The 25,608-nt window shown below is 73.1% G+C and carries 22 protein-coding genes and 1 pseudogene; 11 read left to right on the plus strand and 12 right to left on the minus strand.

All coding sequences use genetic code 11. The features are described from left to right. The 9 genes and pseudogenes from KV557_RS30485 to KV557_RS30525 all read right to left on the minus strand — a co-directional run. Nucleotides 1-283 (minus strand): annotated as a pseudogene (locus KV557_RS30485) (hypothetical protein); the annotation flags it as partial. After that, nucleotides 280-714 carry a DUF6507 family protein gene (locus tag KV557_RS30490; protein ID WP_218204777.1) on the minus strand — a complete coding sequence of 145 codons (435 nt, stop codon included), beginning with the start codon at nt 712-714 and terminating at the stop codon, nt 280-282. The pseudogene KV557_RS30485 and the gene KV557_RS30490, both read right to left, overlap by 4 nt. Nucleotides 715-756: 42 nt before the next feature. Then, entirely contained in the window at nt 757-1,074 is a 318-nt protein-coding gene (locus tag KV557_RS30495) for a pore-forming ESAT-6 family protein (protein WP_218204778.1), read from the minus strand. 99 nt (nt 1,075-1,173) lie between these two features. Further along, on the minus strand, nt 1,174-1,506 hold the full coding sequence (locus KV557_RS30500) for a hypothetical protein (protein ID WP_218204779.1): 333 nt from the start codon (nt 1,504-1,506) through the stop codon (nt 1,174-1,176). A 141-nt stretch (nt 1,507-1,647) separates the two neighbouring features. After that, nucleotides 1,648-3,066, minus strand: a complete 1,419-nt coding sequence (locus KV557_RS30505) for a DUF6177 family protein (protein ID WP_218204780.1) — start codon at nt 3,064-3,066, stop codon at nt 1,648-1,650. A gap of 17 nt (nt 3,067-3,083) precedes the next feature. After that, on the minus strand, nt 3,084-7,058 hold the full coding sequence (eccCa, locus tag KV557_RS30510) for a type VII secretion protein EccCa (protein WP_218204781.1): 3,975 nt from the start codon (nt 7,056-7,058) through the stop codon (nt 3,084-3,086). Nucleotides 7,059-7,060: 2 nt separating this feature from the next. Continuing rightward, entirely contained in the window at nt 7,061-8,203 is a 1,143-nt protein-coding gene (locus tag KV557_RS30515) for a MinD/ParA family ATP-binding protein (RefSeq protein WP_218204782.1), read from the minus strand. Between the two features lie 127 nt (nt 8,204-8,330). Continuing rightward, nucleotides 8,331-9,686: a type VII secretion integral membrane protein EccD gene (eccD, locus tag KV557_RS30520; protein ID WP_218204783.1), complete on the minus strand. Its 1,356-nt coding sequence runs from the start codon at nt 9,684-9,686 to the stop codon at nt 8,331-8,333. 62 nt (nt 9,687-9,748) lie between these two features. Next, nucleotides 9,749-10,102, minus strand: a complete 354-nt coding sequence (locus tag KV557_RS30525) for a hypothetical protein (protein ID WP_256178180.1) — start codon at nt 10,100-10,102, stop codon at nt 9,749-9,751. Between the two features lie 274 nt (nt 10,103-10,376). Between KV557_RS30525 and KV557_RS30530 the strand changes: the two genes are divergently transcribed. The 9 genes from KV557_RS30530 to KV557_RS43220 all read left to right on the plus strand — a co-directional run bounded on the left by KV557_RS30530 (nt 10,377) and on the right by KV557_RS43220 (nt 20,897). Continuing rightward, nucleotides 10,377-11,075 carry a hypothetical protein gene (locus tag KV557_RS30530; RefSeq protein WP_218204784.1) on the plus strand — a complete coding sequence of 233 codons (699 nt, stop codon included), beginning with the start codon at nt 10,377-10,379 and terminating at the stop codon, nt 11,073-11,075. A gap of 245 nt (nt 11,076-11,320) precedes the next feature. Beyond that, nucleotides 11,321-13,054: an LCP family protein gene (locus KV557_RS30535; protein ID WP_218204785.1), complete on the plus strand. Its 1,734-nt coding sequence runs from the start codon at nt 11,321-11,323 to the stop codon at nt 13,052-13,054. 116 nt (nt 13,055-13,170) lie between these two features. Continuing rightward, nucleotides 13,171-13,620, plus strand: a complete 450-nt coding sequence (locus tag KV557_RS30540; RefSeq protein ID WP_218204786.1) for an SRPBCC family protein — start codon at nt 13,171-13,173, stop codon at nt 13,618-13,620. 235 nt (nt 13,621-13,855) lie between these two features. After that, nucleotides 13,856-14,656: a VOC family protein gene (locus tag KV557_RS30545; RefSeq protein ID WP_218204787.1), complete on the plus strand. Its 801-nt coding sequence runs from the start codon at nt 13,856-13,858 to the stop codon at nt 14,654-14,656. 145 nt (nt 14,657-14,801) lie between these two features. Next, entirely contained in the window at nt 14,802-15,548 is a 747-nt protein-coding gene (locus KV557_RS30550) for an HAD family hydrolase (RefSeq protein WP_218204788.1), read from the plus strand. Between the two features lie 177 nt (nt 15,549-15,725). Further along, on the plus strand, nt 15,726-18,134 hold the full coding sequence (locus KV557_RS30555; RefSeq protein ID WP_218204789.1) for a glycoside hydrolase family 65 protein: 2,409 nt from the start codon (nt 15,726-15,728) through the stop codon (nt 18,132-18,134). Between the two features lie 156 nt (nt 18,135-18,290). Then, entirely contained in the window at nt 18,291-20,024 is a 1,734-nt protein-coding gene (locus KV557_RS30560; protein ID WP_308130148.1) for a pyruvate dehydrogenase, read from the plus strand. 62 nt (nt 20,025-20,086) lie between these two features. Next, nucleotides 20,087-20,719, plus strand: coding sequence for a helix-turn-helix domain-containing protein (locus KV557_RS30565; protein WP_218204790.1), 633 nt, complete (start codon nt 20,087-20,089; stop codon nt 20,717-20,719). A 10-nt stretch (nt 20,720-20,729) separates the two neighbouring features. Next, nucleotides 20,730-20,897: a DUF6126 family protein gene (locus tag KV557_RS43220; RefSeq protein WP_256178181.1), complete on the plus strand. Its 168-nt coding sequence runs from the start codon at nt 20,730-20,732 to the stop codon at nt 20,895-20,897. 46 nt (nt 20,898-20,943) lie between these two features. On the opposite strand, the gene pdxR is transcribed toward KV557_RS43220, so the two are convergent. After that, nucleotides 20,944-22,371, minus strand: coding sequence for a MocR-like pyridoxine biosynthesis transcription factor PdxR (gene pdxR / locus KV557_RS30575; protein ID WP_218204791.1), 1,428 nt, complete (start codon nt 22,369-22,371; stop codon nt 20,944-20,946). A 153-nt stretch (nt 22,372-22,524) separates the two neighbouring features. Here pdxR and KV557_RS30580 point away from each other — a divergent pair, with 153 nt between their 5' ends. Further along, nucleotides 22,525-23,409 (plus strand): sigma-70 family RNA polymerase sigma factor, encoded by an 885-nt coding sequence (locus KV557_RS30580; RefSeq protein ID WP_218204792.1) that lies wholly within the window; start codon nt 22,525-22,527, stop codon nt 23,407-23,409. A gap of 109 nt (nt 23,410-23,518) precedes the next feature. After that, on the plus strand, nt 23,519-24,208 hold the full coding sequence (locus KV557_RS30585; protein WP_218204793.1) for an alpha/beta fold hydrolase: 690 nt from the start codon (nt 23,519-23,521) through the stop codon (nt 24,206-24,208). 94 nt (nt 24,209-24,302) lie between these two features. On the opposite strand, the gene KV557_RS30590 is transcribed toward KV557_RS30585, so the two are convergent. Both KV557_RS30590 and KV557_RS30595 read right to left on the minus strand, forming a co-directional pair. Continuing rightward, a complete protein-coding gene (locus tag KV557_RS30590; RefSeq protein ID WP_218204794.1) occupies nt 24,303-25,223 on the minus strand; it encodes an undecaprenyl-diphosphate phosphatase in 921 nt (306 codons plus the stop codon). Between the two features lie 140 nt (nt 25,224-25,363). Continuing rightward, nucleotides 25,364-25,558 (minus strand): hypothetical protein, encoded by a 195-nt coding sequence (locus KV557_RS30595; RefSeq protein WP_218204795.1) that lies wholly within the window; start codon nt 25,556-25,558, stop codon nt 25,364-25,366. Nucleotides 25,559-25,608 lie beyond the last annotated feature (50 nt).

The raw sequence follows: 25,608 nt of genomic DNA on the forward strand, positions 1-25,608 counted from the left end.
CGGCGTCCTTGGAGTACTGCCCCAGCGCGCCCGAGATCGTGCAGATGTCCTGGCTGAGCTTCAGCCCGAGGTCGGACACCGGCTTCGTCGTCGCGAACAGCTGGTCGGCCTCGGGCGCCTTGTAGAAGGCGCTCAGCCCGCCGAAGCTGGTGTGAACGTCCCCCGCGGCCGTGGCGATCGTCGCCCCGCCCGTCGAGATCGACTTGACCTTCTCGTCGAGCGTGGTCAGGTTGCCCGTGAAGACCGGCACCTCGGCCGGGTTCACCGGGTTTTCGTCGCTCACTTGCTCTTGTCCTCCGGCTGGATGCCGAGCGCCTTGAGGTCTACGGACTTCGCTGCGTTCTGGGCGTTCTTCGCGGCGGTCAGGTCACCGGCGATGTACTCGTTGACGGCCTTGACCGTGCCGGTCAGGCAGGCCTCGATGCGCTCCGACATCGACTTCAACTCGGCCTGTCGGCCTTCCAGGTACTGCGAGAGGGCTGCCGCGACCGGGCCCATCGCGCCGTGCGACAACGGAGGTGCGCCCACGGGCACCGGGCCCTGGATTTCGACCTTCGCATGCGAACCCGGCACTGCCGTACCGGCGGCCTGCGCCGCCGCCTGCATGTCCGTCACCAGGTTGTTCAGGGCCGTCGACAGATCGCCGGCGTGTCCGCCGACGATCTTCAACTGGCCCTGGACGCCCTGCGGTTGGATGTCCCAGTCACCCGCCATGTCGAGCTCCCCCGTTGTCCGTGCCTAGTGGATCGGCCCGCGTCAGCCGATGTTGTCGACGGCGGTCTTGGCGCGCGCGACCGTCTGCTGCGCGGTGCTGTCGTTCTGCTCCAGCGTCTTGCGCAGCAGCGCGATGATGTTGCGCACCTCCTGCGAGGCGTTCTTCCAGCGCTGCTCCTTGGCGTGGTACTCCTCCGACACGCCGTCCGCCTGGAAGTCGCCCATGACGGCCTTCACCTGCGCGTCACGCGCGGTCATCACCTGCTCCAGCTGGCCGATCACGCCCTGGATGTTGCGCTGCGCCTCGGACGAAGCACCGTGGTCGTACGAACGACGGTCCGAACCCCCGCCACCGGCCATGACAGATCACACTCCCCGTTGAAGTCCCGAAAATCCTGCTGGTCCTGCAAGTCCCGTAAGCCCTGCGGGTCCTGCAGGGAAAGAGCCGACCGGCTCCGGTCAGCGGGCGCCGAACCGAGCCGCGTCGAAGCGCGCGGACGTCATGTTCGTCTTCGCGTTCTGGCCCTGCTCCTGGTCACCCTGACCGAAGGCCTGCTCCATGCCCGACTGCCCGCCCAGGATCGCCGACAGCGACGAGTTCAGCGCGTTCGCGATCTCGTCCGCCCGCGACTTGAAGCCGTCGAACATCTGCTTGCCCTGACCGTTGAACTTGCCCTCCAGCGGCTCCGCCGCCGCCACGAGCTGCTTGACCAGCGCACCCAGATCCGTGTTCGAGGTCTTCGACCCCGACATCAGCGTCTGCAGCGCCTGGTTCCCCATGTCGAACTTCATACTGCTCCCCCGTCCGCTCGACGAATCGTAAGTATGTCCATTTCTATCAACCTATATCCCGGTCGCAAGGCGTGGCCCCAGGGTTGTGACCAACGTATGACACACCACCAGGCGTGTCGCCGCCGGTCGCCGCCGAGACCTTCACTCGCCCTTCAAATGCCGCACCAGACGCTCGAATTCCGCCCACCCCGAGAGGTCGGACGGATCCCCGGGCATCGGGTAGTAGTAGGCCGGCCGGGCCTTCGGACCCAGTCTGACAGGCTCCGCCGACAGCGGCGTCCGGCGGGCGCGGTCGTCCGGGATGGCCCGGACCTCCTCCGCGCCGAGCACGAAGGCCAGCGGCACGCCGGGGCCCTCGAAGTACGCGGGCACCGCCAGGTCGCGGCGGGCGCGGCGCAGCTGGAGCAGCATCGACTTGAGCCGGTGGCGGGTCACCAGCGTCTCGGCCATCCGCGGCAGGGCGTCCAGCGGCGGCTCCTCGCCGGGCCCGTAGCCGAAGGCGAGGGTCACCTCCTCCTCGACGCCGGACTTGGTGCGGGTGACCTTCAGCGTGGCCAGGCCTGGGCGTTCGGGGCTGCCGACGACGACGAACCAGGTGGGTTCGGGCGCCCGGGAGTACGCGAGGTCGGTGAGCCGGCCCGGGGACCAGGGCAGGTTGGCGGGTTCGGCGGTGCCCCAGCCGGCCGGCGGCTCGCCGGTGAGCTCGCGCCAGACGGTCTCCAGGGCGCCGCCGAGCACGAGGCGCTGGTCGGCGGGGTGGGCGGCGCGGAAGGTGACGGCCAGCTGGAGGTCGCCGGTGGCCGAGACCTCCTGGTAGGAGGAGGCGACCGGGGTGCGGGGGTCGTCCTCGATGCCCTCCGGGTTCACCACGGTGGCGAACATGCCCTCCTGCCAGCGCAGGACGGCACCGGTGAGGCCGTCGTAGTAGCCGTCCCGCTCGTCCTGGACGACCCAGCGGGACGGCCAGCCGGGCAGGTTGCCGCGCACGGCGGGGGAGAGGGTGGTGCCGGCCGGGGTGACGATCTGCAGGCCGCGGTTGGACTCGGCGGCGGCCCGGAAGGCGTCGGAGAGCCAGGCCGTCATGGCGACCACCGGGCGGTCCATGATGACCACGGCGACCTTCTCGGTCAGCACGTCGACGGCGGGCTGCGCGGCGGCCGGGGTGGGCGCGGCGGTGATCCCGGCGGTCTCGACGACGGCCAGCGAGCGGGTCGCCTCCCGCGGCCACGCGGTGCCGTCGGCGAGGTGGGCGACGCGGGCCGCGAAGGTGCCGGCGAGCTTCTCGGCGTCGGGCACGCCGGTGGTGGCGCGGGCCTCGGTCCACCAGTAGGGCACGCGCGGCGGAGTCGCGCCCAGCAGCCGCTCGGCCTCGCCCGGGACCTGCACCAGCAGCGGCGCCTCGACCGAGACCAGCGGCCGGGCCTGCTCGTCGAGGAGCTGGACGACCGCGCCCTCGCCCGTCGTGTCCAGGAGCTTGTCGGGGCCGCCGGAGAGGAGGCCGGCGAGCACCGTCCAGGCGTCCGGCATCCGCGGGGTGAGGGCGATGACGTCCTTGGTCATGTCGTCGAGTCCTTCGGTTACTCGGGCGTGTACACGGTCTGGACCAGGCGGTTCGGCTGCCCCCGGCGGATGATGACGCCGCGCCCGGCGGGCTGCTGCGCGGCGTACACGCCGGGGAACAGCTGTCCCTCGCCGCGGTCGCCGGTCATCACCAGCGCCGAGGCGCCGGACTCGCGCAGGCCCTGCACGAGCGGCTCGTACATGCCGCGCGAGGCGCCCGCGACGCGGCGGGTCACGACGAAGTGCAGGCCGATGTCGGCCGCGGAGGGCAGGTACGGCAGGAACGGCGCGAGCGGGCCCTGGCCGGCCGTGGTGAGGACGTCGTAGTCGTCGACGAGCACCACGATCCGCGGGCCGCCGCCGCGCCAGCGGCCCGGCTCCAGGTCCTCCAGCGGCGCGTTCTCGTCGGGCAGCCGCTTCTCCAGCTCGCCCGCGACGGCGGCGGCGAGGCCGGCGCACATCCGGGCGTTGTAGGCGTAGCCGCCGTTGTACTCCTCGGGGATCACGCCGCGCAGGCTGCGGCGCGGGTCCATCACGGCGAACACGATCTCGTCCTCGCCGTGCCGCTCGATCAGCCCGCCGGCGATGGTCTTCAGCAGGTTGGACTTGCCGCACTCGCTGTCGCCCATGACCAGCAGGTGCTGGTCGTGGTGGAACAGGTCGAGCAGGACGGGCGCGAGCGCCGCCTGGTCCAGGCCGATCGGCACCCGCCGCGGCTCGGCGACCGGGCCGGGCAGCAGGTGCGGCTCCAGGACGTGCGGCAGCACGCGGACCGGCTGGGCGAGCTCGCCGGTCCAGGTGGCGCGGACGGTCCTGGCGGTCTGCTCCAGGACGGTGCCGAGCTCGCCGTTGTCGGCGAGGCCGTCGATCCGGGGCAGCGCGACCTGGGCGAACAGCCGCCCGTCGGTCAGGACGCGGCCGGGCTCGTCGGCGGAGAGGGTCTCGGAGAGCTTGCGCTCGATGCTGGACTCGGTCGGGTCGTTGAGCCGCAGCTCGGCCCGGGTGCCGAAGTTCGACTGGGCGGCGATCCGGACGTCGTTCCAGCGCAGCATGCCCGCCACGACGTGGATGCCGTAGCCGCCGCCGCGCTTGAGGATGTCGACGACGGCGTCGTCCAGCTCCTCGAAGTCGTCGCGCAGCGCGCCGAAGCCGTCGATGACCAGGACGATCTCGGCGGAGGCGAGCTCCGGCAGCCGGCCCGCGGCGTGCAGGCTGCGCAGCTGGTCGACGGAGTCGATGTTGTGGTCGCGGAAGAGGTCCTCGCGGGCGGTGAGCATCGCCCGGACCTCCTCGACCGTGCGGGCCGCGCGCTCGCGGTCGGCCCGGCCCGCGATGCCGCCGACGTGCGGCAGTCCGGCCAGTGCCTGGAGGCCGCCGCCGACCAGGTCGAGGCCGTAGACGCCGACCTCCTGCGGCGTGTGGGTGAGCGCGAGCGACAGGACCAGGGTGCGCAGCAGGGTGGTCTTGCCGGACTGCGGGCCGCCGATGAAGGCGGCGTGGCCGCCGGCCACGGTCAGGTCCAGGAACCACTTGCCCTGCCACTGCCGGGTGGGGTCGTCGAGCAGGCCGAGCGGCACCTGGAGGCGGCCGCGCCGGCCGGTGAGCTGCATGCCGCGCGGGCCGACGTCGAGCGGCCCGGCGACGGTGTCCAGCGCGATCGCGGCGGGCAGCGGCGGCAGCCAGATCCGCCGGACCGGGGCCGCGGCGTTCTCCAGCTGCTCGACCACGACGCCCAGTTCGGTCGGGCCGGTGGTGCGGCGGCGGGCGGCCGGTTCCGGGCCGTCCTGGCCCTCGGCCTTGGCCGGGGTGTTGAAGGCGCCGTACTCCAGGGCGAGCGGGCCTGCGTCCTCGTCCTCGCGCTGGACCGGGCCGCGGTAGGCGCCGGAGACGTAGCTGGCCTTGAACCGCTCGTAGTGGCTGGTGTCGACCTTGAGGTAGCCGAAGCCGGGCAGCGGCGGGAGGTGGAAGGCGTCGGTGGTGTCGAGGACCGTGCGGGACTCGTCGGCGGAGAAGGTGCGCAGGCCGAGCCGGTAGGACAGGTAGGTGTCCAGGCCGCGCAGGCTGCCGCCCTCGATGCGCTGGCTGGAGAGCAGCAGGTGCACGCCGATGGAGCGGCCGATCCGGCCGATGGACAGGAACAGGTCGATGAAGTCCGGCTTGGCGGTGAGGAGTTCGCCGAACTCGTCGATGACGACGAACAGGTGCGGCAGTGGCTCCAGGTCGGGCCGGCGCTCGGCCCGCAGGGCGGCGTAGGAGCCGATGTCGGCGACGTTCCCGGCGTCCTTGAGGACCTGCTGGCGGCGCTTGACCTCACCGGCGAGCGAGGCGTGCACGCGCTCGACCAGACCGGCCTGGTTCTCCAGGTTGGTGATCACGCCGGCCACGTGCGGCAGGTTCGCGAACGGGGCGAAGGTCGCACCGCCCTTGTAGTCGACCAGGACGAGCGAGAGGTCCTCCGGCGGGTGCGTGGCCACCAGGGCGAGCACGAGGCTGCGCAGCAGCTCGGACTTGCCGGAGCCGGTGGCGCCGACGCACAGGCCGTGCGGGCCCATGCCCAGTTCGGAGGACTCCTTGAGGTCGAGCAGCACCGGCTCGTGGCTGTCGCTGATGCCGATCGGCACCCGCAGGAAGGCGCGTTCGCCGCGCGGGGCCCACAGCCGGGCGAGGTCGAGCCGGGCGACGTCCTCGATGCCGAGCAGGCCCGCGAACTCGACCGGCCCGCTCAGCGGGGCGTCGCCGAGCGACTCGGCGGACAGCCGCAGCGGGGCGAGCATCCGGGCCAGGCCCTCGGCGAAGGCGGGGCCGACCTCGTCCACGGTGCCGTGGGCGCTGATCGGCTGCTCCTGGCGGAGGTCCTCGATGAGCACCTGGTCGCCCTCGACGGTGATCCGCACGCCGACCTGGCCGGGCTCCTGGACCCGCCGCTCCAGCAGGTGCAGGACGGTGACGCCCATCTCGCGCAGGCCGACCGCGTCGTCCGGGCGCGGCAGGTCGACGGCGTCCTCGCCGTGCCCGTCGGCCACGACCAGCAGCCGGGAGGTCATCGACAGCGCGTCGGCGCCGGACAGGCCGCGGCGCACCTCGGTCGCGTAGGAGGCGCGGCGGCGCAGTTCGGGGCCGAGCTGGCGGGCCAGCTGCGGCATCGAGGGGGCGATGCGGCGGGCTGCGACCGGGCCGTCGTACTGGTCGGTGTCGAGCAGGTGCGGCAGCCACTTGGCCCACTCCCATTCGGCGAGCCGGTCGCCGGGCACGGCCAGCGCGACGGCGACGTCGTCGGGCGCGTGCAGGGCGGCGGCCTGCACCAGCAGGGCGCGGGCGACCCGCAGGCAGTCCTCGCGCGGCCCGATGACGCTGATGTCGCCGACCCGGTCGAGCGGGACGGTGAGCGGGAGTTCGGTGCCGGTGCGGAAGCGGGTGGTGAGGGCGGAGGCCTCGTTGAGCATGAAGCGGTCCGGCGGGGTCATCGCGGACGAGCTCTGCTGGCCGATCCGCAGGTCGCGTACGGGCATCTCGCCGGTGCCGACGCGCACCCGCAGGAAGTCGCCGTCGACGCGGCGGCGCTCCCACAGCCGGGCCGGGTCGCGGACGATGTCGTACAGGGCGCCGGGCGGCGGGTTGAGCACGTCGGCGTGGTCGCCGCGGGCGCGCTCCTCGGCGGCGAGCTCCTCGCGCAGGTCCTCCAGGTACGTGAGGTAGGCCTCGCGCTGGGTGCGGCGGGTGCGCTGGGCCTTGCCGCGCTGGGAGAAGAGCAGGCCGACCGAGCCCATGACGGTGACCAGCAGGATGATCGCGCCGAGCCCGGCGAACTGGCTGTTGCGCACGACCGTCATCATGACGACCGACGACATGACGCCGGCCATCGGCAGCAGCGACATGGCGATGTTGCCCGCTTTGCCCTCGGGCAGGTTGGGCGGGGCCTCGATGGTGCGGGCCTCGGGGGCGGCCGGCGGGCGGACCGTCCGGGCCGGGCGGTGGATCAGTCGGGTACTCATCGTCAGTGGCGATTCTGGGAGAGCTGGAAGACGTCCGCAGCGAGCCGGGTGACGGTCGCCCTGGTCGCGCGGGCGAGCAGGTCGGTGCGGATGGCGCCGCCGGCCGCGAGGTGGCGGTCGTACGGGAGGACGTGGACGGTCGTCCCGGTGGAGCGGAGGGTGCGCACCGCCGCGTCGACGTCGACGCCGGGGTGCGGGGTCAGTTCGGTGAGCACGACCACCGTGCCGGCCATGACGTGCGGGGGCAGGCCGCGCATCCACTGCAGGACCGCCTGGGTGCTGGCCACGCCGTCCAGGGTCGCCGGGGTCACCAGCACCCGGGCCTGGGCGGCGGAGAGCGCGACGCGGGCCACCTCGGCGGGCAGCGTCGGGCAGTCGACGACGGTGACGCCGAAGTACCGGCGCAGCGCCACCATCACCCGCTGGTAGCCGCGGGTGTCGAGCATCGCGCCGATCTGGCCCTGACTGCCCGGCAGCAGCCAGGAGTTGTTCTGCAGCTGGACCAGGTAGCCGGTGACGTCGAGCAGCGACATCTGCGGCTTCACGATCTCGGCGACGTCGCTGGCGGTCCAGCGCAGCGTCTCGGCGCCGAGCCGGATGGGCAGCGAGCCGAGCGCCGGGTCGGCCTCCACGAACAGGACGGGGTCCTGACGGTAGTGCGCGTACGTGGTGCCGAGCAGGGCCGCGACCGTGGACTTGCCGGCGCCGCCGCGGATCGAGGTAACGGCGATCTGACGGCCGGTCGTCACCGGCTGCTGGAGGATCTCCGCGATCCTCGTGATCTCGGCGACCTCGCGGGAGGCGGACGAGGAGACGTTCTTCCAGACCGCGTGGGCCGCCTTGGCCGCGAACGGCTCACCGCCGCGCGGCTTGCGGCCCAGGGCGGCGAGGTTCCGGTCGACGGTGGGACGGGAGTCGGGCGTCCGCTGCGCCGTCACCTGCGGCTGCTGCGGGGGCGGGCCGGGGGTCGGCGGGGGGTACTGGGCCGCGGCGATCCGATCGTGGACCTGGGCGGGGACCCGGTCCTGCGGCTCGACCGGAGCGGTGAGCGCCGGGTCGGGCGGGACGGCACTCCAGGTGGGCTCGTCGAGCTGCGCCCGCAGATCGCGCAGGACGTCGCCCTGCCAGTTCTCCCCGTTCGGCATGGCTACCCCTGCCCCTCCAACATCCGACTAGTGCCCCGCCCGGAGCGCCTGCGTTGACCCTCGAACCCGGCCGAAACCGGCTGAGCCCGGCTGACCGGCTGAACCCCGCTGACCGGCTGAACCCGGCTCAGAACTTGGTGAGCAGCTGCCCGTACACCCCGAACACCCCGACGGCCAGCGGGAACAGTCCCACCATCCCGATGGACTCCACCAGGTCCGCCAGTCGCCGCAGCCGCACCTGGGTGTGCTCCGGCGGCTGCACGGCCAGCGCCATCAGCGGCAGCAGCGCGGCGACACACAGGACGGCCAGCGCCCCGGCACCCCCTCCGTGCCCGATCCACAGCACCACCAGACGCACCACCAGCACCCCGGCGGCGGCCAGCAGCGCCACCACCTCGGCGACCAGCGGGAACGCCCGCGCCCGCGACAACAGCACCACGGCGACGAGCGACGGTAGCACCACCGTCCACGCCGTCGGCTTCGCGGCCAGGGTCAGCAGCCAGCCCCCGGCGGCGGCCGAGACCGCGGTCGCGATCGTCGCCAGCGCCAGACCGCGGTGCGTCGCGGCCAGCGCCGTGCCCACCGCGTGCCGGCTCACCGACGCCCCGCTCGAACGGCGGTCGTCCAGCGCGGTCAGCCCCGAGGCCATCAGGGCCAGCCGCGGCAGCAGCCCGAGCAGCACCACCGAGAGCACCGCCATCAGGGCGCCCACCCGGGCCGGATCCGTCTGGACGGCGGCAACGCCCTCCCACACGGCGGTGACCGCCGTGACGGCCACGGCACCGATCAGACCGCCGCGGCCCAGCGGGGAGAAGAAGCCGAGCATCACGACCGTGACGATCAGCGCGCCCGCGACGGCGGCCAGCCGCAGCGGCGGCGCCCAGTGGAAGGCGTCGGCGGCATTCCACGCGCCGAGGATGCCGAGCCCGCCCGAGGCGAGCAGCAGCGCGGTGGCCAGACCCCGGTTGCCCTGGCCGATCCGGGCGACCAGCGCCCCGGCCGCCAGCAGCACGAGCGCGACCGCCGCCAGCCCGCCGGCCAGCGCGTCCAGGGCGAGCTCGTGACGGGCCAGCAGGGCGGCCGCCACCGAGAACGCGACGGTCGCCACCCCCGCACTGCCCCGGCGGGCCGCCGGACGCCAGCGCCACGCTTGCAGATCCAGATCGTCGGCCACCAGGTCGACGACGTCGTGCACGACCGGGGCGGGCGGAGCGGAGTGCGTCCGCACCAGGCGCAGGACGGCGCCGTCGGCCACCCCCGCCGAGTCCAGGGTGCTGTCCTGCGGCAGCGCGGAACCGTCCGACGTCACCAGCTGGCGGGTCATCGGACGGGACGCGGCCTGATCGTCCAGCAGCTGCAGGATGTCCGGGAGCAGCAGCCCGATCGCCGTGTCGGAGGGCAGGACCACATCGGCCTGGCGCCGCTCCCCGATCAGGGTCACCCTGCTCAGCCGGGCCGGGGACGTCGTTGCTGTGCTCACCACTTGCGGGAACCTATCATCGCGACCTTTGCGACCTCTCGGGCCGATGCTTCTCCACGAAGCCTCTACGAATGGACCGGCTCAGGGGCCTTCGACGGGGCCGCCGACGGGAGCGCCGACGGGGGCACCGGCGGGGCCGGCGACCGTGACGGCTGCTCCGTCGGGTACCGCGGCACCTGGACCTGCTGTTGCTGCTTCTGCTGCTCGGCCTTCTGCTTCGCCAGCGTGGCCTGGAGGAACGACCAGCCGACGCACCCGGCGCACAGCACAGCCGCGATCGCGATCCCCGCGAACACCTTCCCGAACCGCTCGTCCGCCGTCCGCCGCACCCGCTGCGCGCCGAACAGCAGCGCGTCCCGCAACCTGCGCCGGCGCACCGCCACCGACTCCAGCAGCTGACTGTCGTAGTCCCGTGCCATTCGCCGCCCGCCGTCTCCCCCGTGTCTTGCCTGTGCAACATAAAGCATGCATCCGCCCAAAGCACACTCTCCCGGCGCCCCGGGCGGACCTCTCCCCCTTTCCTCCTTATTACTGGCGATCCCTCACACCGACCCCGCCGCCTGCCGTTCGGCTGCCGACCACCGGCCGACCGGCGCATCGTCAGCTTCCTGCCAACATTTCCGTGGAACGGCCAGTCGGCGGTCATCGCCGTTTACGCTCCCTGGCGATCACCCACCAGGAAGGCCCGGAACTTTGCGAAACCGTACAACTCTCGCTGCCGCGCTCGCCGCTGGAGCCCTGGCCCTGGCGGCCGCTCCGGCCACCGCCGCCACCGCCGGGACCGGGGCGGCTGCGGCCCCGGCCCCGGCCGGGAAGGACTGCGGTGAGCTGAAGCTGACCGGCGCGCTGCCCGCCCCGCCGGCCGGGATGGCCGTGCAGCAGCAGGTCACCGTCGGCGCGGACTGCAAGCCGGTGCTGGGCGAGGTCAAGTTCGTCCCCGCCAAGGGCGGTGTCACTCCCAAGGCCCGGACGGCCGCCGCCGCGGACGCCGGCACCACCCGCCAGTTCAAGAGCTCGAACGAGTGGTTCGACTGCTGCAACATCCGGATGACCGGCCTGTACACGTCGTCGTCGTGGACCACCGACGGCACCAGGATCAGTGCCGCGAACACCGACGCCACCCAGCAGTGGAACCGTGAGCCGTGGGACGCCGGCTGGTCGCTGAAGTCCGCCACGAAGAACACCGACCTCAACGCGGACGCCACCGTCTCGCACACCCAGGCCGACGCCGAGTTCACCTACAAGGGGATCTTCGACGTTACCGGGCTCTGGTACGCGAACACCCTGCACTCGTACATCGACCTCAACGCGGACGGCACCGCCACCTGCCGTTTCGAGACCGAGACCCGGCACACCTTCATCGGCTGGAACTGGCAGCACAGCTGCCAGTGACGGCGCCCGACCCCTGGTGATCCCGGTCCACCCGCGGTGGGCCGGGATCGTGTCGTTCCGCGTCCGGGCGGCCGGGGGAGACCCGGGTCACACGGTTCACGATCGACCGGCTTGTATCCTCCGATGATGTTCGTTGGTCATTACGACCTTCGTATTGTGCAACCTGGGCGCGGTCCCGACCGTCTCCCAAAGTACGGTGTGCCCGATCATCACGGGCGTCGCTTCCGTCGGTGAAAGGTACGCGGATGTCAGGTCAACGGGGCGAGAGCCCGGCTCGTGGCGAGGACGTGTCCGACGGGCCCACCACGGAGGACGGCGCCGTGCCGCGGCCGCGGACCGGTGGCCGGGCCGAGGCCCGGCGTGCGACGCAGGGCAAGGGCGGCAAGGACGCCCCGCCGACGGGCAGCGGCCGGGCGGCGGCGCGCAACAGCCGCAAGCCGAAGAAGAACGTCAAGAAGATCGTCGCCTGGTCGGCGGCGGGCGTGCTGGTGCTGATAGCCGGCGCCGGCGGCGCGATCTACTTCAAGCTGAACAGCAACATCAAGTCCTTCGACGCGGACGCGATAGCCACCGACCGCCCGCCGGAGGCGCAGGCCGACGCGGACGGCAACAAGCCGGTGAACGTGCTGCTGATCGGCTCCGACAGCCGCGGTGGCAACAACTCCGACCTCGGCGGCGGCGAGGACGGCGGCGCCCGCTCGGATACGACGATCCTGCTGCACGTCTACGCCGACCACAAGCACGCCGTGGGCATCTCGATCCCGCGCAACGCGATCGTCCAGATCCCGCCCTGCAAGCTGCCGAACGGCAAGTGGACCAAGGGCGGCAGCGACCTGTTCAACGCGGCCTTCTCGGTCGGCGGCAGCGACGCCGGCAACCCGGCCTGCAGCCAGAACACCATCGAGAAGGTCACCGGCATCCGGGTCGACCACACCATCGTGGTCGACTTCAACGGCTTCTCCTCGATGACCAAGGCGGTGGGCGGCGTCGACGTCTGCCTGCCTAAGCCGATCTACGAGGGCGACATCAACCCCAACCTGCACAAGAAGGGGGACCTGGTCCTCCCGCAGGGCAAGCAGACGGTCGACGGCCAGAAGGCGCTCGACTACGTGCGGCTGCGGCACGGCATCGGCGACGGCTCCGACATCGGCCGGATGAAGCGCCAGCAGGCGTTCATGAGCTCCCTCGCCACCAAGATCAAGAAGGAGGGGCTGAGCCCCACCAACCTGCTGCCGCTCGCCGACGCCGCCACCAAGTCGCTGACCGTCGACCCCGGGCTGAGCTCCGCCGACAAGCTGCTCTCCTTCGGCCTGTCGCTGAAGAACATCGACATGCACGACCTCAAGTTCGTGACGGCGCCCTGGCGTTACCGCACCCAGGACGCCAACATCGACCTGGTCCAGCCAGACGTCCAGAAGCTCTGGGACACCCTCAAGGCCGACCGCACCCTCGACGGCCAGAACGCCACCGGCCAGCAGGGCGACGCCCCGGCGAGCCCGGCCGCGGCGAACCCGTCCCAGCCCGCCGCCCCGAGCTCGGCCCCCGCGCCGGCCGGCGACACCGCCAACGAGGCGATCAAGGTGGCCGTCTACAACGGGACGCTCAGCAACGGCCTGGCCGGCAAGGCGACCGACCAGCTGAAGGCCGCCAAGTTCACCGCCACCACGGCGGGCCAGGCGGCGAGCACCAAGTACAGGACGACCATGATCGAGTACGGCTCCGGGCAGAAGGCGAACGCCGAGAAGGTCGCCGCGATGTTCCCCGGCGCCACCGTCGAGGCCGGCACCTCGTCGGGCGTGACCGTGATCGTCGGCAAGGACTTCGCGGCGGCCAACGGCGGCGCCGCCGGTACCCCCACCGGTGCCGCGGGCGCCACCACCCCGGCCACCCCGGCCCCGCTGCCCACCACCGTCACCAACGACGCCCGGTCGGCGGACGACGACATCTGCGCGAACACCACCTACGGCAGCGGCGGCTGACCGCACCCGTCCCGCAGGAGACGACCCCCGGGCCGGCGCCCTCCGAGGCGCGTCGGCCCGGGGGTCGTGCCATGGTGGCCGAAGAGGGGGTTGCAGGCCACGGAAAGGCGGACCTCATGCCCGAGATCGCCATGCAGATCGACATCGCTGCACCCCGGGACGTCGTCCTCGCCGCGCTGAACACCCACGACGGGCTGACCAGCTGGTGGACCACCGGCGTCGACCGGGACGGCGACACCCTGCTCTTCGACTTCCCCGACGTCCCCGAGCCGTTCCGGCTGCGCCGCGAGCGCGCCGACCTCGACCGGGTGGTGTGGGCCAACGCCGGCGCCTTCCCGCCGCACTGGGCCGGCACCTGGATCAGCTGGGACCTCGCCGAACAGCCCGGAGCCCCCGACCGCACCCGGCTGCTGTTCCGCCACGGCGGCTGGCAGCCCGGCAGCGAGGACGGCGTCCCGATGGTGGCCGGCACCTGGGCCGAACTCCTGGTCCGGCTCAAGGACTACGCGCAGAGTGGCAAGGTGCAGCCCTACTTCGTCACGGCCAAGCGCCACGACCCCGCGTAGCGTCCCCGGGCCTGGCTTCAGACCCCGGCCACCGCTCGCCCGCCAGGGCGCCGTCCGGTGGCGGGATCGCGGCGGCGGGCCGATCGTGGGCGGTGTACCGCCGTCCGCGCGGACGGCAGGAAGCCGGACGGCCGGAAAGCCGGCAAGCCGGAATGCCAGATGCCGGCACCGGACGGCCGAGCCCGTCCGCCCCGGCGCGCGCCGCCGGCGACCACTGCCTTCGGGAGGCCCCGCAATGCCCGCAGTCACCGCTCCGTACAAGCCCGGCACCCCGTGCTGGATCGACCTGATGGCGAGCGACCAGCAGGCCGCGCTCGACTTCTACCGCGACCTGTTCGGCTGGCAGGGCGAGGTCGGCCCGGCCGAGTTCGGCGGCTACGCCGTGTGCACGCTCAACGGCAGGCCGGTCGCCGGGATCATGGCGCGGTCCGCGCCCGAGGGCCAGCCGCTGCCGCCCGTCGCCTGGACCACCTACCTCGCCTCCGACGACGCCGACGCCAGCAGCCGGGCCGTCGCCGACGCCGGCGGCACGATCCTCTACCCGGTGATGGACGTCGGCACGGTCGGCCGGATGCTGGTCGCCGCCGACCCGACCGGTGCGGTGTTCGGCGTCTGGCAGAAGGTGGACTTCATCGGTGCGGGCGTGGTCAACGAGCCCGGCGCGCTGACCTGGAACGAGCTCAACACCACCGACACCGACGCCGCCGGCCGCTTCTACCACCAGGCCCTCGGACTGCGCCCGGCCACCATCCAGGGCATGGAGGGCTACTTCTCGTTCAACGTCGGCGAGCGCACGGTGGGCGGCATGCAGCTGCTTCCCCCGTACCTGGCCCCGCAGACGCCCCCGCACTGGATGGCGTACTTCTCGGTGGACGACACCGACTCCACCGTGGACGCCCTGGTCAAGGCGGGCGGCTCGGTGCTCCAGCCGCCGTTCGACATGCAGGCCGGCCGGTTGGCCGTCGTCCAGGACCCGCAGGGCGCGGTCTTCGCGGTGATCGCGGCGCCCGAGGGGCAGACGCCCGACTCGCCGTGAGCCGGTGTCCGTGACCACGTCGGTGCCCGTGACCACCGCCGGTCCGGCCGCCGTTCAGGCCGCCGGCCAACCGGAAGCTGCCCTTCCCGCGACGCGCCGCCGGGAAATGGGCGGCTTCCCCGCGTTCCCGGGTAAGACTGCACCCATGCTGGGCCTACCGGACGACATCCGCGCTTTCCTCTTCGACCTCGACGGGGTCCTCACCCAGACCGCCAAGGTGCACGCCGCGGCCTGGAAGGACACCTTCGACTCCTTCCTCCGCGCCGAAGCCGCCCGCACCGGCGGGCAGTTCGTCCCCTTCGACGCCGTCACCGACTACGACGCCTACGTCGACGGCCGCCCGCGCCTCGACGGCACCCGCGAGTTCCTGCACAGCCGGGGCATCGACCTGCCCGAGGGCACCGACGCCGACCCGCCCAACGCCCGTACCGTGCACGGGATCAGCCTCGCCAAGAACAACACCGTGCTGCGCATGATCCGCGAACAGGGCGTCCAGCCCTACGACGGCTCGGTCGCCTACGTGCGCCGGCTGCGCGCCCTCGGACTGCCCAGGGCGGTGGTCTCCTCCAGCGCCAACTGCCGGGACGTGCTGCGGGCGGCGGGCATCGAGGACCTGTTCGACGTCATCGTGGACGGCATCGTCGCGAAGCGCGAGGGCCTGCCCGGCAAGCCGGCCCCCGACACCTACCTGCACGCCGCCCGCACCCTCGGCGTGGAACCCGCGCACGCCGCCGTCTTCGAGGACGCGCTCGCCGGCGTCGCGTCCGGCCGGGCCGGCGGCTTCGGCGCGGTGGTCGGCGTGAACCGCACCGACCAGGCCGCCGAACTGCGCCGGGACGGCGCCACCGTGGTCGTCGAGGACCTTTCCGAACTGCTGGGGGAGCAGGCATGAGCGAGCGGTGGGGGTACCCCCGGCCGGAGGCTGGGGGAGAGAGAATCGTCGAGAGGTGCGCGTTGCGCGAAGCGTCCACCGAGGGCAGCGGGGTGGGCGCATGAGCGAGCGAAGCGAGAGAATCATTGAGAGGTGCGCGTTGCGCGAAGCGCCCACCGAGGGCAGCGAGGTGGGCGCATGAGCGTGTCCGACAACTTCGCCGTCGACCCGTGGCAGATCGCCGAACCCGGCCTCGACCTGACCGCGATGGCTCGCGCCGAATCCGTCTTCGCGCTCTCCAACGGGCACATCGGCCTGCGCGCCAACCTGGACGAGGGCGAGCCGCACGGCCTGCCCGGCACCTACCTCAACGGCGTCTTCGAACTGCGCCCGCTGCCGTACGGCGAGGGCGGTTACGGCTACCCCGAGTCCAGCCAGAGCGTCATCAACGTCACCAACGGCAAGATCATCCGGCTGCTGGTCGACGACGAGCCCTTCGACCTGCGCTACGGCGAACTCATCAGCCACAAACGGTGGTTGGACTTCCGCGACGGCCTGCTGCACCGCGAGGCCGAGTGGACCTCCCCGGCCGGGTGCACCATCCGGGTCCGCTCCACCCGGCTCGTCTCGCTCACTCAACGCGCCATCGCCGCCGTCGAGTACAGCGTCGAGGCGGTCGACGGCCCGGTCCGGATCGTGCTCCAGTCCGAACTCGTCGCCAACGAGCAGCTCCCCGGCGGCCCCGAGGGCGACCCGCGCGGCGCCGCCATGCTGGAGGCGCCGCTCCAGCCCGAGGCGCACCACGCCGACGGCACCAAGGCCGTCCTGGTGCACCGCACCCGCTACAGCGGCATCCGGGTCGCGGCCGGCATGGACCACGTCATCGAGGGTCCGGAGAAGCTCGACACCGTCGCCGAGGCCGGCGCCGACCAGTGCCGGATCAGCGTCACCACCGTCCTCGAACCCGGACAGCGGCTGCGGCTGGTCAAGTTCATGTCCTACGGCTGGTCCGCGACCCGCTCGCTGCCCGCCGTCCGGGACCAGGTCGAGGCCGCGCTGACCGCCGCCCGGTACACCGGTTGGGACGGCCTCGTCGCCGAACAGGCCGACTACCTGCGGGAGTTCTGGGAGACCAACGACATCGAGATCGAGGGCGACGTCGAACTCCAGCAGGCCGTCCGGTTCGCCGTCTTCCACGTCCTCCAGGGCGGCGCCCGCAGCGAGGAACGCGCCATCCCCGCCAAGGGGTTGACCGGCCCCGGCTACGACGGCCACAGCTTCTGGGACACCGAGGCCTTCGTCCTGCCGGTGCTCACCTACTGCCTGCCCGGCGCCGTCAAGCAGGCCCTGCGCTGGCGGCACACCACCCTCCCGCTCGCCCGCGACCGGGCCGCCCAACTCGGCCTGTCCGGCGCGGTGTTCCCCTGGCGGACGATCCGCGGCGAGGAGTGCTCCGGCTACTGGCCGGCCGGCACCGCCGCCTTCCACATCGGCGCCGACATCGCCGCCGCCGTCGCCCGCTACGTCCGGGCCACCGCCGACATCGACTTCGAGCGCGAGTACGGGCTCGAACTCCTCGTCGAGACCGCCCGGATGTGGCGCTCGCTCGGCCACCACGACGCCGCCGGCAAGTTCCGCATCGAGGGCGTCACCGGCCCCGACGAGTACAGCGCCGTCGCCGACAACAACGTCTTCACCAACCTCATGGCGCAGACGAACCTGCGCGCCGCCGCCGAGGCCGCCGGCCGCCACCCCCGCGAGGCCGCCGGCCTCGGCGTCGACACCGAGGAGACCGCCGCCTGGCGGGACGCCGCCGCCGCGATGTACATCCCGTACGACGAGAGCCTCGGCGTCCACCCGCAGGCCGACGGCTTCACCCACCACCAGGTCTGGGACTTCGAGCGCACCCCGCCCGAGAATTACCCGCTCCTGCTGCACTACCCGTACTTCGACCTGTACCGGAAGCAGGTCGTCAAGCAGGCCGACCTGGTGCTCGCCATGCAGGTCCGCGGCGACGCCTTCACCGACGAGCAGAAGGCCCGCAACTTCGCCTACTACGAGCGCCTCACCGTCCGCGACTCCTCGCTCTCCGCGTGCACCCAGGCGGTGATCGCCGCCGAGGTCGGCCAGCTCGACCTCGCGTACGACTACACCGCCGAAGCCGCCCTCATGGACCTGCACGACCTCGGTGGCAACACCCGCGACGGCCTGCACATGGCCTCCCTCGCCGGGGCCTGCATCGCCCTGGTGGCCGGCTTCGGCGGGCTGCGGGACCACGGCGAGACGCTGTCCTTCCGGCCCCGGCTGCCGGCCGGGCTGATGAAGCTCGGCTTCTCGCTGCTGGTCCGGGGCATGCTGCTCGGCGTCGAGATCACCCACGAGGGCACGACGTACACGCTGCGCCGCGGCGAGGTGATCCACCTGCGGCACGACGGGGAGGGGGTGCAGGTCAAGGCCGGCGAACCGGTCACCCTGCCGACCACCGCCCCGCCCGCCCAGGAGCGCTGCACCCAGCCCCCCGGCCGCGAACCGGCCCGCCGCCAAGCCCAGGCCGGCCTGGCCACCGGCAAGGTGGGCCAGTCCCCGGACCACCTCGCGGCGGAGTAGCCCGCCCGGGCCCGCCCCCGGTCCTGGTGGGCGGGCCCGGCCTTTTTGGCGGCCCCCGCCCCTCACCCGTTCGGCCCGCCCCGCCGTGCGGGGCGGGCCTTCGCGCCGGAGGGTGCAGGTGTCCTGTGGCAGCCGGTGGCCGATGGAGGAGCACCCGTGGCGAGCGTGGCCGAACAGATGGTGGAGGTGCTCCGGCAGGCCGGGGTGGAGCGGGTCTACGGCGTGGTCGGCGACAGCCTCAACCCCGTCGTCGACGCCATCCGCCGGGCGGAGGGCATCAGCTGGGTGCACGTCCGCAACGAGGAGGCCGGTGCCTTCGCCGCCGCCGCCGAGGCCGAGCTCAGCGGTCGCCTCGCCGTCTGCGCCGGCTCCTGCGGCCCCGGCAACACTCACCTGATCCAGGGCCTCTACGACGCCCAGCGCAGCGGCCTGCCCGTCCTCGCGCTCGCCTCCCACATCCCGTCCGGGCAGATCGGCACCGGCTTCTTCCAGGAGACCCACCCCGAGCGGGTGTTCACCGACTGCAGCAGCTGGTGCGAGATGCTCTCCACCCCCGCCCAGCTGCCCCGGCTGCTCCGGATCGCCATCCAGCACGCGCTCGGCGCCCGCGGCGTCTCCGTGCTGGCCTTCCCCGGCGACGTCGCCGCGCTGCCCGCCGCCGGCCCCACCGGCACCGGCGGCTTCCTCACCGAGCAGGCCGTCGCCGCGCCGCCCTGGTCCCAGGTGCAGGCCCTCGCCGAGGCGCTCAACGCGGCCCGCCGGGTGGCCCTGTTCTGCGGCGCGGGCGTCCGCGACGCGCACGCCGAGGTGCTGGCCGTCGCGGAGGCGCTGCACGCGCCGGTCGGGCACTCGCTGCGCGGCAAGGAGTGGATCCAGCACGACAACCCGTACGACGTCGGCATGAGCGGCCTGCTGGGCTACGGCGCCTGCCACGAGGCCCTGCACTCCGCCGACCTGGTGCTGCTGCTCGGCACCGACTTCCCGTACGACTCCTTCCTCCCGCAGGCCCACACCGTCCAGGTGGACCACGACGCCACCCGGCTCGGCCGCCGGACCGTCCTCGACCTGGCCGTCCACGGCGACGTCGCCGCCACCCTGCGGGCCGTCCTGCCGCTGCTGGAGCAGAAGACCGACCGCGGGTTCCTCGACGAGATGCTGCGCAAGCACTGCAAGGCCCTGGAGGGCGTCGTCAGCGCCTACACCCGGGACATCGAGAAGCACCTGCCGATCCACCCCGAGTACGTCGCCTCGGTGCTCGACGAGGTCGCCGCCGACGACGCCGTGTTCACCGTGGACACCGGCATGAACAACGTCTGGGCCGCCCGCTACCTCCAGCCGAACGGCCGCCGCCGGGTCATCGGCTCCTTCCTGCACGGCTCGATGGCCAACGCCCTCCCGCACGCCATCGGCGCCCAACTCGCCTGCCCCGGACGGCAGGTGATCGCGATGGCGGGCGACGGCGGGATCGGCATGCTGCTCGGCGAACTGCTCACCGTCGCCAAGCACCGGCTGCCGGTGAAGACCGTGGTCTTCAACAACGGTGCGCTCGGCATGATCAAGCTGGAGATGCTGGTCTCCGGCTACCCCGAGTCGGAGATCGACAACGGCGACGTGGACTACGCCGGGATCGCGCGGGCCATGGGCATCCCGGCCAAGCGGGTCGCCGAGCCGGGGCGGGTCGGGGAGGTGCTGGCCGAGGCGCTGGAACGGCCGGGCCCCGCGCTGGTGGACGTCGTCACCGACCCGAACGCGCTGTCCATCCCGCCGTACATCACCGCCGCCCAGCTGAAGGGCTTCGCGCTGGCCGCCGGGCGGACGGTCCTCTCGGGCGGGGTCGGCCGGATGATCGACCTGGCGCGGAGCAACCTGCGCAACATCCCGCGACCATGAGTCCGTTTTGCCTCTGAGGCAATGTCCTTGCCCGCGCGGCAGGTGAGGTGTCCACTGGTCACATGACCACCAGCGCTACCGGTCCCGCCACCGGCGACCAGCTCGACGATCAGGAGGTCGCCGGCCTCGCCGCCCGCCTCCGCGAGCACCGCCTCAGCAGCCGCCTCACCCTGGAGGTGGCAGCCGCCCGGATCGGACTCTCCCCAGCCTATCTGTCCCGGCTGGAGACCGGCCGCCGTCAGCCCTCCCTCCCTGTCCTGCTCGGCCTCGCCCGCGCCTACGGCACCTCCGTCTCCGGCCTGCTCGGCGAGACCATGGCCGAACCCGACCCGGTGGTCCGCGGCGGCGCCATCGAACCCGGCCGGGCCGGCGGCTGGGGCTACCGCCGCGCCGGCGCCCCCGGCCGGGCCATGCAGGCCCTGCGCGTCCACGTCCCCCCGGGCGTCCAGGACGCGGTCGTCCGGGTCCACCCGGGCGAGGAGTGGCTGTACGTCCTCCAGGGCCGGCTCAGGCTGACCCTCGGCGACCGCGGTCACCACCTCGACCCCGGCGACTCCGCCCACTTCGACTCGCTCACCCCGCACTGCATCGCCGCCGACTCGGCGGACGGCGTCGAACTGCTCTTCGTCCACACCCTGCTGCAGAGCCCCGGAGGCGAACTCTGCCTCGGCGGCGGCCCTGCCGCACCGCACTGAGGAGATTCCCATGGCCGATCCCACCACCACCTCGACCCCGGCCGCGCCCAAGACCGTCGACGCGGGCAAGTGGGCCGACCGCCGCGTCGGCATCCGCCTGGTCATCTACACCGCCGGCATCCACGCCTTCGCCGGGTTCATCATGCTTCTGTTCGAACTGGGCGGCCGCAACAGGTAGTTCAGCGGCTCCCCCTTCACCCCTCCCGCTCTCACCCCTCCCGTTCTCACCCCTCGCGCAGCAGCTCGCAGAGCGCCTCCAGCGCCGCCGGGAACACGTGCTCCGGCGGGGTGCCGTAGCCGATGACGAGGGATGGCGGCAGGTCCTCCATACCGGCGGCGTCCTCCGCGCGGTGCCAGGTGAGACCGTTGAGAGAGAGCCCGGCGGCTGCGGCGCGGGTGAGGAGGCCGGCCTCGGGGGTGGAGCCGGGCGGCAGCCGGAGGACGGCGTGCAGGCCGGCCGCGATGCCGGTGACGCGGACGTGCGGGGCGTGTTCGGCGAGGGCGGCGACCAGCCGGTCCCGGCGGCGCCGGTAGTGCAGGCGGCAGCGGCGGACGTGCCGGTCGTACGTGCCGGAGGTGATCAGTTCGGCGAGCGTCAGCTGGTCGAGCACCGGCGACATGGTGTCGGCCAGCTGCTTCAGCCGCGCGACCGGTTCGACCAGCGCGTCCGGCAGGGCGAGCCACGCCAGCCGCAGCCCCGGCGCGAGGCTCTTGGCGGCCGTCCCGGCGTACACCACCCGCTCCGGGTCGAGCGCCTGCATCGCGCCGAGCGGCTGCCGGTCGTAGCGGAACTCGCCGTCGTAGTCGTCCTCGATGACGTACCCGTCGTGCTCGCGCGCCCACCGCACCGCGGCCGCCCGCCGCTCCGGGGCCAGCGGTACCCCGGTGGGGAACTGGTGGGCGGGGGTGAGCAGGACGGCGCCGGGGCGGTCGTCCAGCCGGTCGACTTGGGCGCCGGCCTCGTCGAGCGGGAGCGGCACGGTGGCGAGCCCGGCGGCGCGGGCGACGGCGAGCTGCGGCGGCAGCCCGTACGCCTCGACGGCGAGTTCGCGCGCCCCGCGTTCGCGGAGGGCGGCGCAGAGCAGGCCGAGCCCCTGGGTGACGCCGTTGCAGATGAGCAGGTGGTCGGGGTCGGTGCGGACGCCGCGGACGCGCGCCAGATAGTGGGTGAGAGCCTGCCGCAGTTCGATCCGTCCGAGCGGGGTGCCGTACCCGAACACATCGTGCGGCGCGGTGGCGAGGGCCCGGCGGGCGGCGGCGAGCCAGGCGGTGCGGGGGAAGAGCGAGAGGTCGGGCCGCCCGGACATCAGGTCGTACCGGGCGGCCCGCCCCTCCGGTGCCGGCCGGGCGGCCCGTCGGCCGGCGGACGGCGCGGCCCGCTCGGCGACGGTGGTGCCGGAGCCCTGCCGGGAGGTGAGCCAGCCTTCGGCGGTGAGCTGCCCGTACGCCTCGACGACGGTGTTGCGGGCGATCCCGAGGTCCTCGCCGAGGGCCCGGGAGGACGGCAGCCGGGTGCCGGGTGCGAGCCGCCCGTCCTGGACCGCCTCGCGCAGCGCGTCCTCCAGGGCCGCCCGCAGCCCGGCCCCGGCGGCGCGCCGCTCGGTGAGGTCGAGGTGCAGGTCGCCGCCGAAGGTGGTCCAGGAGGTGCTCATCACCGGGATTATCCCGTGACGTCCCCGCGAGGGTTCAGCCCTGCTGCGCCAGGCGGGGCTGGTGGCGGTGCATCGCGGCCAGGACCTCTTCCTCCTTGTGATCCGTTAGCGTCCGTCATTGAACCGACGGATCCCGACGCGAGGATGTGACAGGTGAACGGGGAGATGTTTTTGGCCGAGCGCTTCGAGGCGGAGCGGCCCCAACTGCGCTCGGTGGCCTACCGGATGCTGGGCTCGGTCGTCGAGGCCGAGGACGCCGTCCAGGAGGCCTGGCTGAAGCTGAGCCGCAGCGACGTGAGCGACGTGAAGAACCTCGGCGCCTGGCTGACCACGGTCGTCGGCCGGGTCTGCCTGGACCAGCTGCGCTCGCGCGCCTCGCGCCGCGAGGACCCGTTGCCCGAGCACGAGGGGCTGGTCCGGCTGCCGGACCCGGTCGTCGGCGGGCCGGCCTCGATCGACCCGGAGCGGGAGGTCCTGATCGCGGACTCGGTCGGCATCGCGCTCATGGTGATCCTGGAGACCCTCTCCCCGGCCGAGCGGCTGGCCTTCGTCCTGCACGACATGTTCGACGTGCCCTTCGACGAGATCGCGCCCGTCCTCGGCCGCACCTCGGCCTCCACCCGCCAGCTGGCCAGCCGCGCCCGTCGCCGCGTCCAGGGCGCCACCCCGGCCGCGGACACCGACCTGGCCCGCAAGAAGCAGGTGGTGGAGGCCTTCCTGACCGCCGCGCGCGGGGGCGACTTCGACGCGCTGCTCACCGTCCTCGACCCCGAGGTGGTGGCCCGCTCGGACGGCGGCACGCTGGTGCCGAGCGTCCTGCGGCGCGGTGCGGCCGACGTCGCGTCCCAGGCGATCACCTTCGCCCGGTTCGCCGCCGACGCCCGCTTGGTGCTGGTCAACGGCTCGCCCGGGGTGGTCTCGTTCGCCGAGGGGCGCCCGCTGTCGGTCATGTCGTTCACGATCCGGGACGGCCGCATCACCGGCCTGGACATCCTCACCGACCCGGCCCGGCTGGCGGCGCTCGGCCTGGCCGGCTGACCGGCCCCGGGGACCGGCCGGTTCGCGCCGGCCGGCCCCCGGCCAGTGGTGTGCCGCAGCGCTGTTGGCGTCCCGATGCTCTGTCACATCCTCGCGCTACGGTGCACCCATGGCGAACTTTGTACTCGTGGCAGGCGCGTGGCTCGGCGCGTGGGCGTGGGACGAGGTGGCGGCGGAGCTGCGGGCCGCCGGGCACCAGGCCTACCCGCTGACGCTGTCCGGGCTGGCGGAGCGGCGAGGCGTGCCGGCCGGGCAGCGGACGCACGTCGAGGACGTCGTGGGCGAGGTGGAGCGCCTCGGCCTGCGGGACGTCGTGCTGGTCGGGCACAGCTACTCGGGCATCCCGGTGGGCCAGGCCGCCGAGCTGATCGGTGACCGGCTGGCCCGGGTGGTGTTCGTGGACGCCAACGTGCCGCAGGACGGCGTGTCCTTCGTCTCGGAGGCCGGGAACGGGCAGGAGGTGGCGGTGGCGATCGCGACGAACGACGGCTTCTGGCCGCCGCTCACCGCACCGGACTTCGCCGACCAGGGGCTCACCGACGAGCAGATCGCCCGCATCGTCGCCGGCTCGACGCCGCACCCGGGCGCCTCGCTGACCGAACCGGCCGTGCTGACCGGTGCGATGGCCGATCTGCCGGCGACGTACGTCAAGTGCCTGCTGGACTGGCCGGAGCCGTTCGGCCACGTCGTCGGGCTGCTGGAGAGCGAGCACTGGCGGCTGGCCGAACTGGACACCGGGCACTGGCCGATGTTCTCCGCGCCGCGCGAACTCGCCCGGCTCCTCGCGGCGGAGGTGTGAGCGGAGCAGCTCACATCGTGAGCCGAGCGGCCCGGATCGTGCGCGGAGCGGCCCGGATCGTGCGCGGAGCGGCCCGGATCGTGCGCGGAGCGGCTCAGATCGACAGGTAGACCGCGCTGCCGACGCCGGCCACGAAGCAGTAGATCGCGAACGGCGTCAGGCTGCGGGTCTCGAAGTACTTGGTGAGGAAGCGCACCGAGACGTACCCGGCGACGAAGGCGGCGATGCTGCCCACCACGACCGGGCCGAGGACGGCGGAGTTCTCCGGCTTGAACAGCTCGGGCACCTTGAGCGCGGAGGCGGCGATGATCACCGGCGTGGCGAGCAGGAAGGAGAACCGGGCGGCGTCCTCGTGGTGCAGCCCGCGCAGGATGCCGGCGCTCATGGTGACGCCGGAGCGGCTGATGCCGGGGAACAGCGCGAGGATCTGGGCGGCGCCGATCCAGGCCCCCTGGCGGAAGGTGAGCCGGGCGAGCCGGTGGTCGGAAGCGATCGCCGGGTCCATGCCGGGTTCCCCGGCCGGCGGGGCGGCGTGCCCGGCCCGGCGGCGGCCGGTACCGCCGCGCTTGAGGCGCTCGGCGCCGAGCAGCACCAGCCCGTTGAGGGCGAGGAAGATCGCGGCGGGGACGGGCTTGCCGAGGGCGTGTCGCAGGGCCTTCTCCAGGGCGAGGCCGGCGACGCCGACCGGGATGGTGGAGATGATGAGCAGCCAGGCGAGCTTCTCGTCCCGGGTCTGGACCCGGCGGTGGCGGATCGAGGAGAACAGGCCGCTGATGACCCGGATCCAGTCCTTGTAGAAGAAGACCACCAGCGCGAGCGCGGTGGCCAGGTGCAGTCCGACCAGGACGGCGAGGTAGGACGAGCCGTCGGCGGTCATGTCCAGGTCCTGCTGGATCTTCCCGCCGATGATCGCGGGCAGCAGGATGCTGTGGCCGAGGCTGGAGACCGGGAAGAGTTCCGTCACACCCTGCAGCAGGCCGACGCCTATCGCTTCCGGGTAGGTCAGGGTGGACATCGCGCACCTTCGCTCGGGGATCTGATCAGGGGGAGCCCACGCGAACCTACTACCGCCATGTAGACGCCCGGCAGGCCTGCTGCCGGAAGTTCATCGAGTGGACGCCTCGGCGACACCCGGACACCCGGACCGTCCGTCGGTCAGTGGGCAGCCGGGTGCGCGACCCGGACGTACGTGATCAGCAGGTGCAGCCAGGCGGCGAGCAGTGCGGTGGACGACATCGCCCGCTCGGCCGCGTGGCTGAGCACCAGCGCGGCTCCGGCGGCGACGAGCGCGGTGCCGGCCACCAGGAGGGCGGCGGGCAGCACGGTCGCCGGGCGGCGACGGTTCTTCATCGGGACCTCCTTCGCGGTCGACGGACATCACGATGCAGCCTCCCGCAGGG

Origin of the sequence: Kitasatospora aureofaciens (genome assembly GCF_019192735.1) — a bacterium.
Taxonomy (GTDB): domain Bacteria; phylum Actinomycetota; class Actinomycetes; order Streptomycetales; family Streptomycetaceae; genus Kitasatospora; species Kitasatospora aureofaciens_A.

Bases quoted from the DNA above. Each gene is read 5' to 3' on its own strand.
- KV557_RS30490 (WP_218204777.1), bottom strand. From the start codon at position 714: ATGGCGGGTGACTGGGACATCCAACCGCAGGGCGTCCAGGGCCAGTTG.
- KV557_RS30495 (WP_218204778.1), bottom strand. From the start codon at position 1,074: ATGGCCGGTGGCGGGGGTTCGGACCGTCGTTCGTACGACCACGGTGCT.
- KV557_RS30500 (WP_218204779.1), bottom strand. From the start codon at position 1,506: ATGAAGTTCGACATGGGGAACCAGGCGCTGCAGACGCTGATGTCGGGG.
- KV557_RS30505 (WP_218204780.1), bottom strand. From the start codon at position 3,066: ATGACCAAGGACGTCATCGCCCTCACCCCGCGGATGCCGGACGCCTGG.
- eccCa (WP_218204781.1), bottom strand. From the start codon at position 7,058: ATGAGTACCCGACTGATCCACCGCCCGGCCCGGACGGTCCGCCCGCCG.
- KV557_RS30515 (WP_218204782.1), bottom strand. From the start codon at position 8,203: ATGCCGAACGGGGAGAACTGGCAGGGCGACGTCCTGCGCGATCTGCGG.
- KV557_RS30525 (WP_256178180.1), bottom strand. From the start codon at position 10,102: ATGGCACGGGACTACGACAGTCAGCTGCTGGAGTCGGTGGCGGTGCGC.
- KV557_RS30535 (WP_218204785.1), top strand. From the start codon at position 11,321: ATGTCAGGTCAACGGGGCGAGAGCCCGGCTCGTGGCGAGGACGTGTCC.
- KV557_RS30540 (WP_218204786.1), top strand. From the start codon at position 13,171: ATGCCCGAGATCGCCATGCAGATCGACATCGCTGCACCCCGGGACGTC.
- KV557_RS30545 (WP_218204787.1), top strand. From the start codon at position 13,856: ATGCCCGCAGTCACCGCTCCGTACAAGCCCGGCACCCCGTGCTGGATC.
- KV557_RS30550 (WP_218204788.1), top strand. From the start codon at position 14,802: ATGCTGGGCCTACCGGACGACATCCGCGCTTTCCTCTTCGACCTCGAC.
- KV557_RS30555 (WP_218204789.1), top strand. From the start codon at position 15,726: ATGAGCGTGTCCGACAACTTCGCCGTCGACCCGTGGCAGATCGCCGAA.
- KV557_RS30565 (WP_218204790.1), top strand. From the start codon at position 20,087: ATGACCACCAGCGCTACCGGTCCCGCCACCGGCGACCAGCTCGACGAT.
- KV557_RS43220 (WP_256178181.1), top strand. From the start codon at position 20,730: ATGGCCGATCCCACCACCACCTCGACCCCGGCCGCGCCCAAGACCGTC.
- pdxR (WP_218204791.1), bottom strand. From the start codon at position 22,371: ATGAGCACCTCCTGGACCACCTTCGGCGGCGACCTGCACCTCGACCTC.
- KV557_RS30585 (WP_218204793.1), top strand. From the start codon at position 23,519: ATGGCGAACTTTGTACTCGTGGCAGGCGCGTGGCTCGGCGCGTGGGCG.
- KV557_RS30590 (WP_218204794.1), bottom strand. From the start codon at position 25,223: ATGTCCACCCTGACCTACCCGGAAGCGATAGGCGTCGGCCTGCTGCAG.
- KV557_RS30595 (WP_218204795.1), bottom strand. From the start codon at position 25,558: ATGAAGAACCGTCGCCGCCCGGCGACCGTGCTGCCCGCCGCCCTCCTG.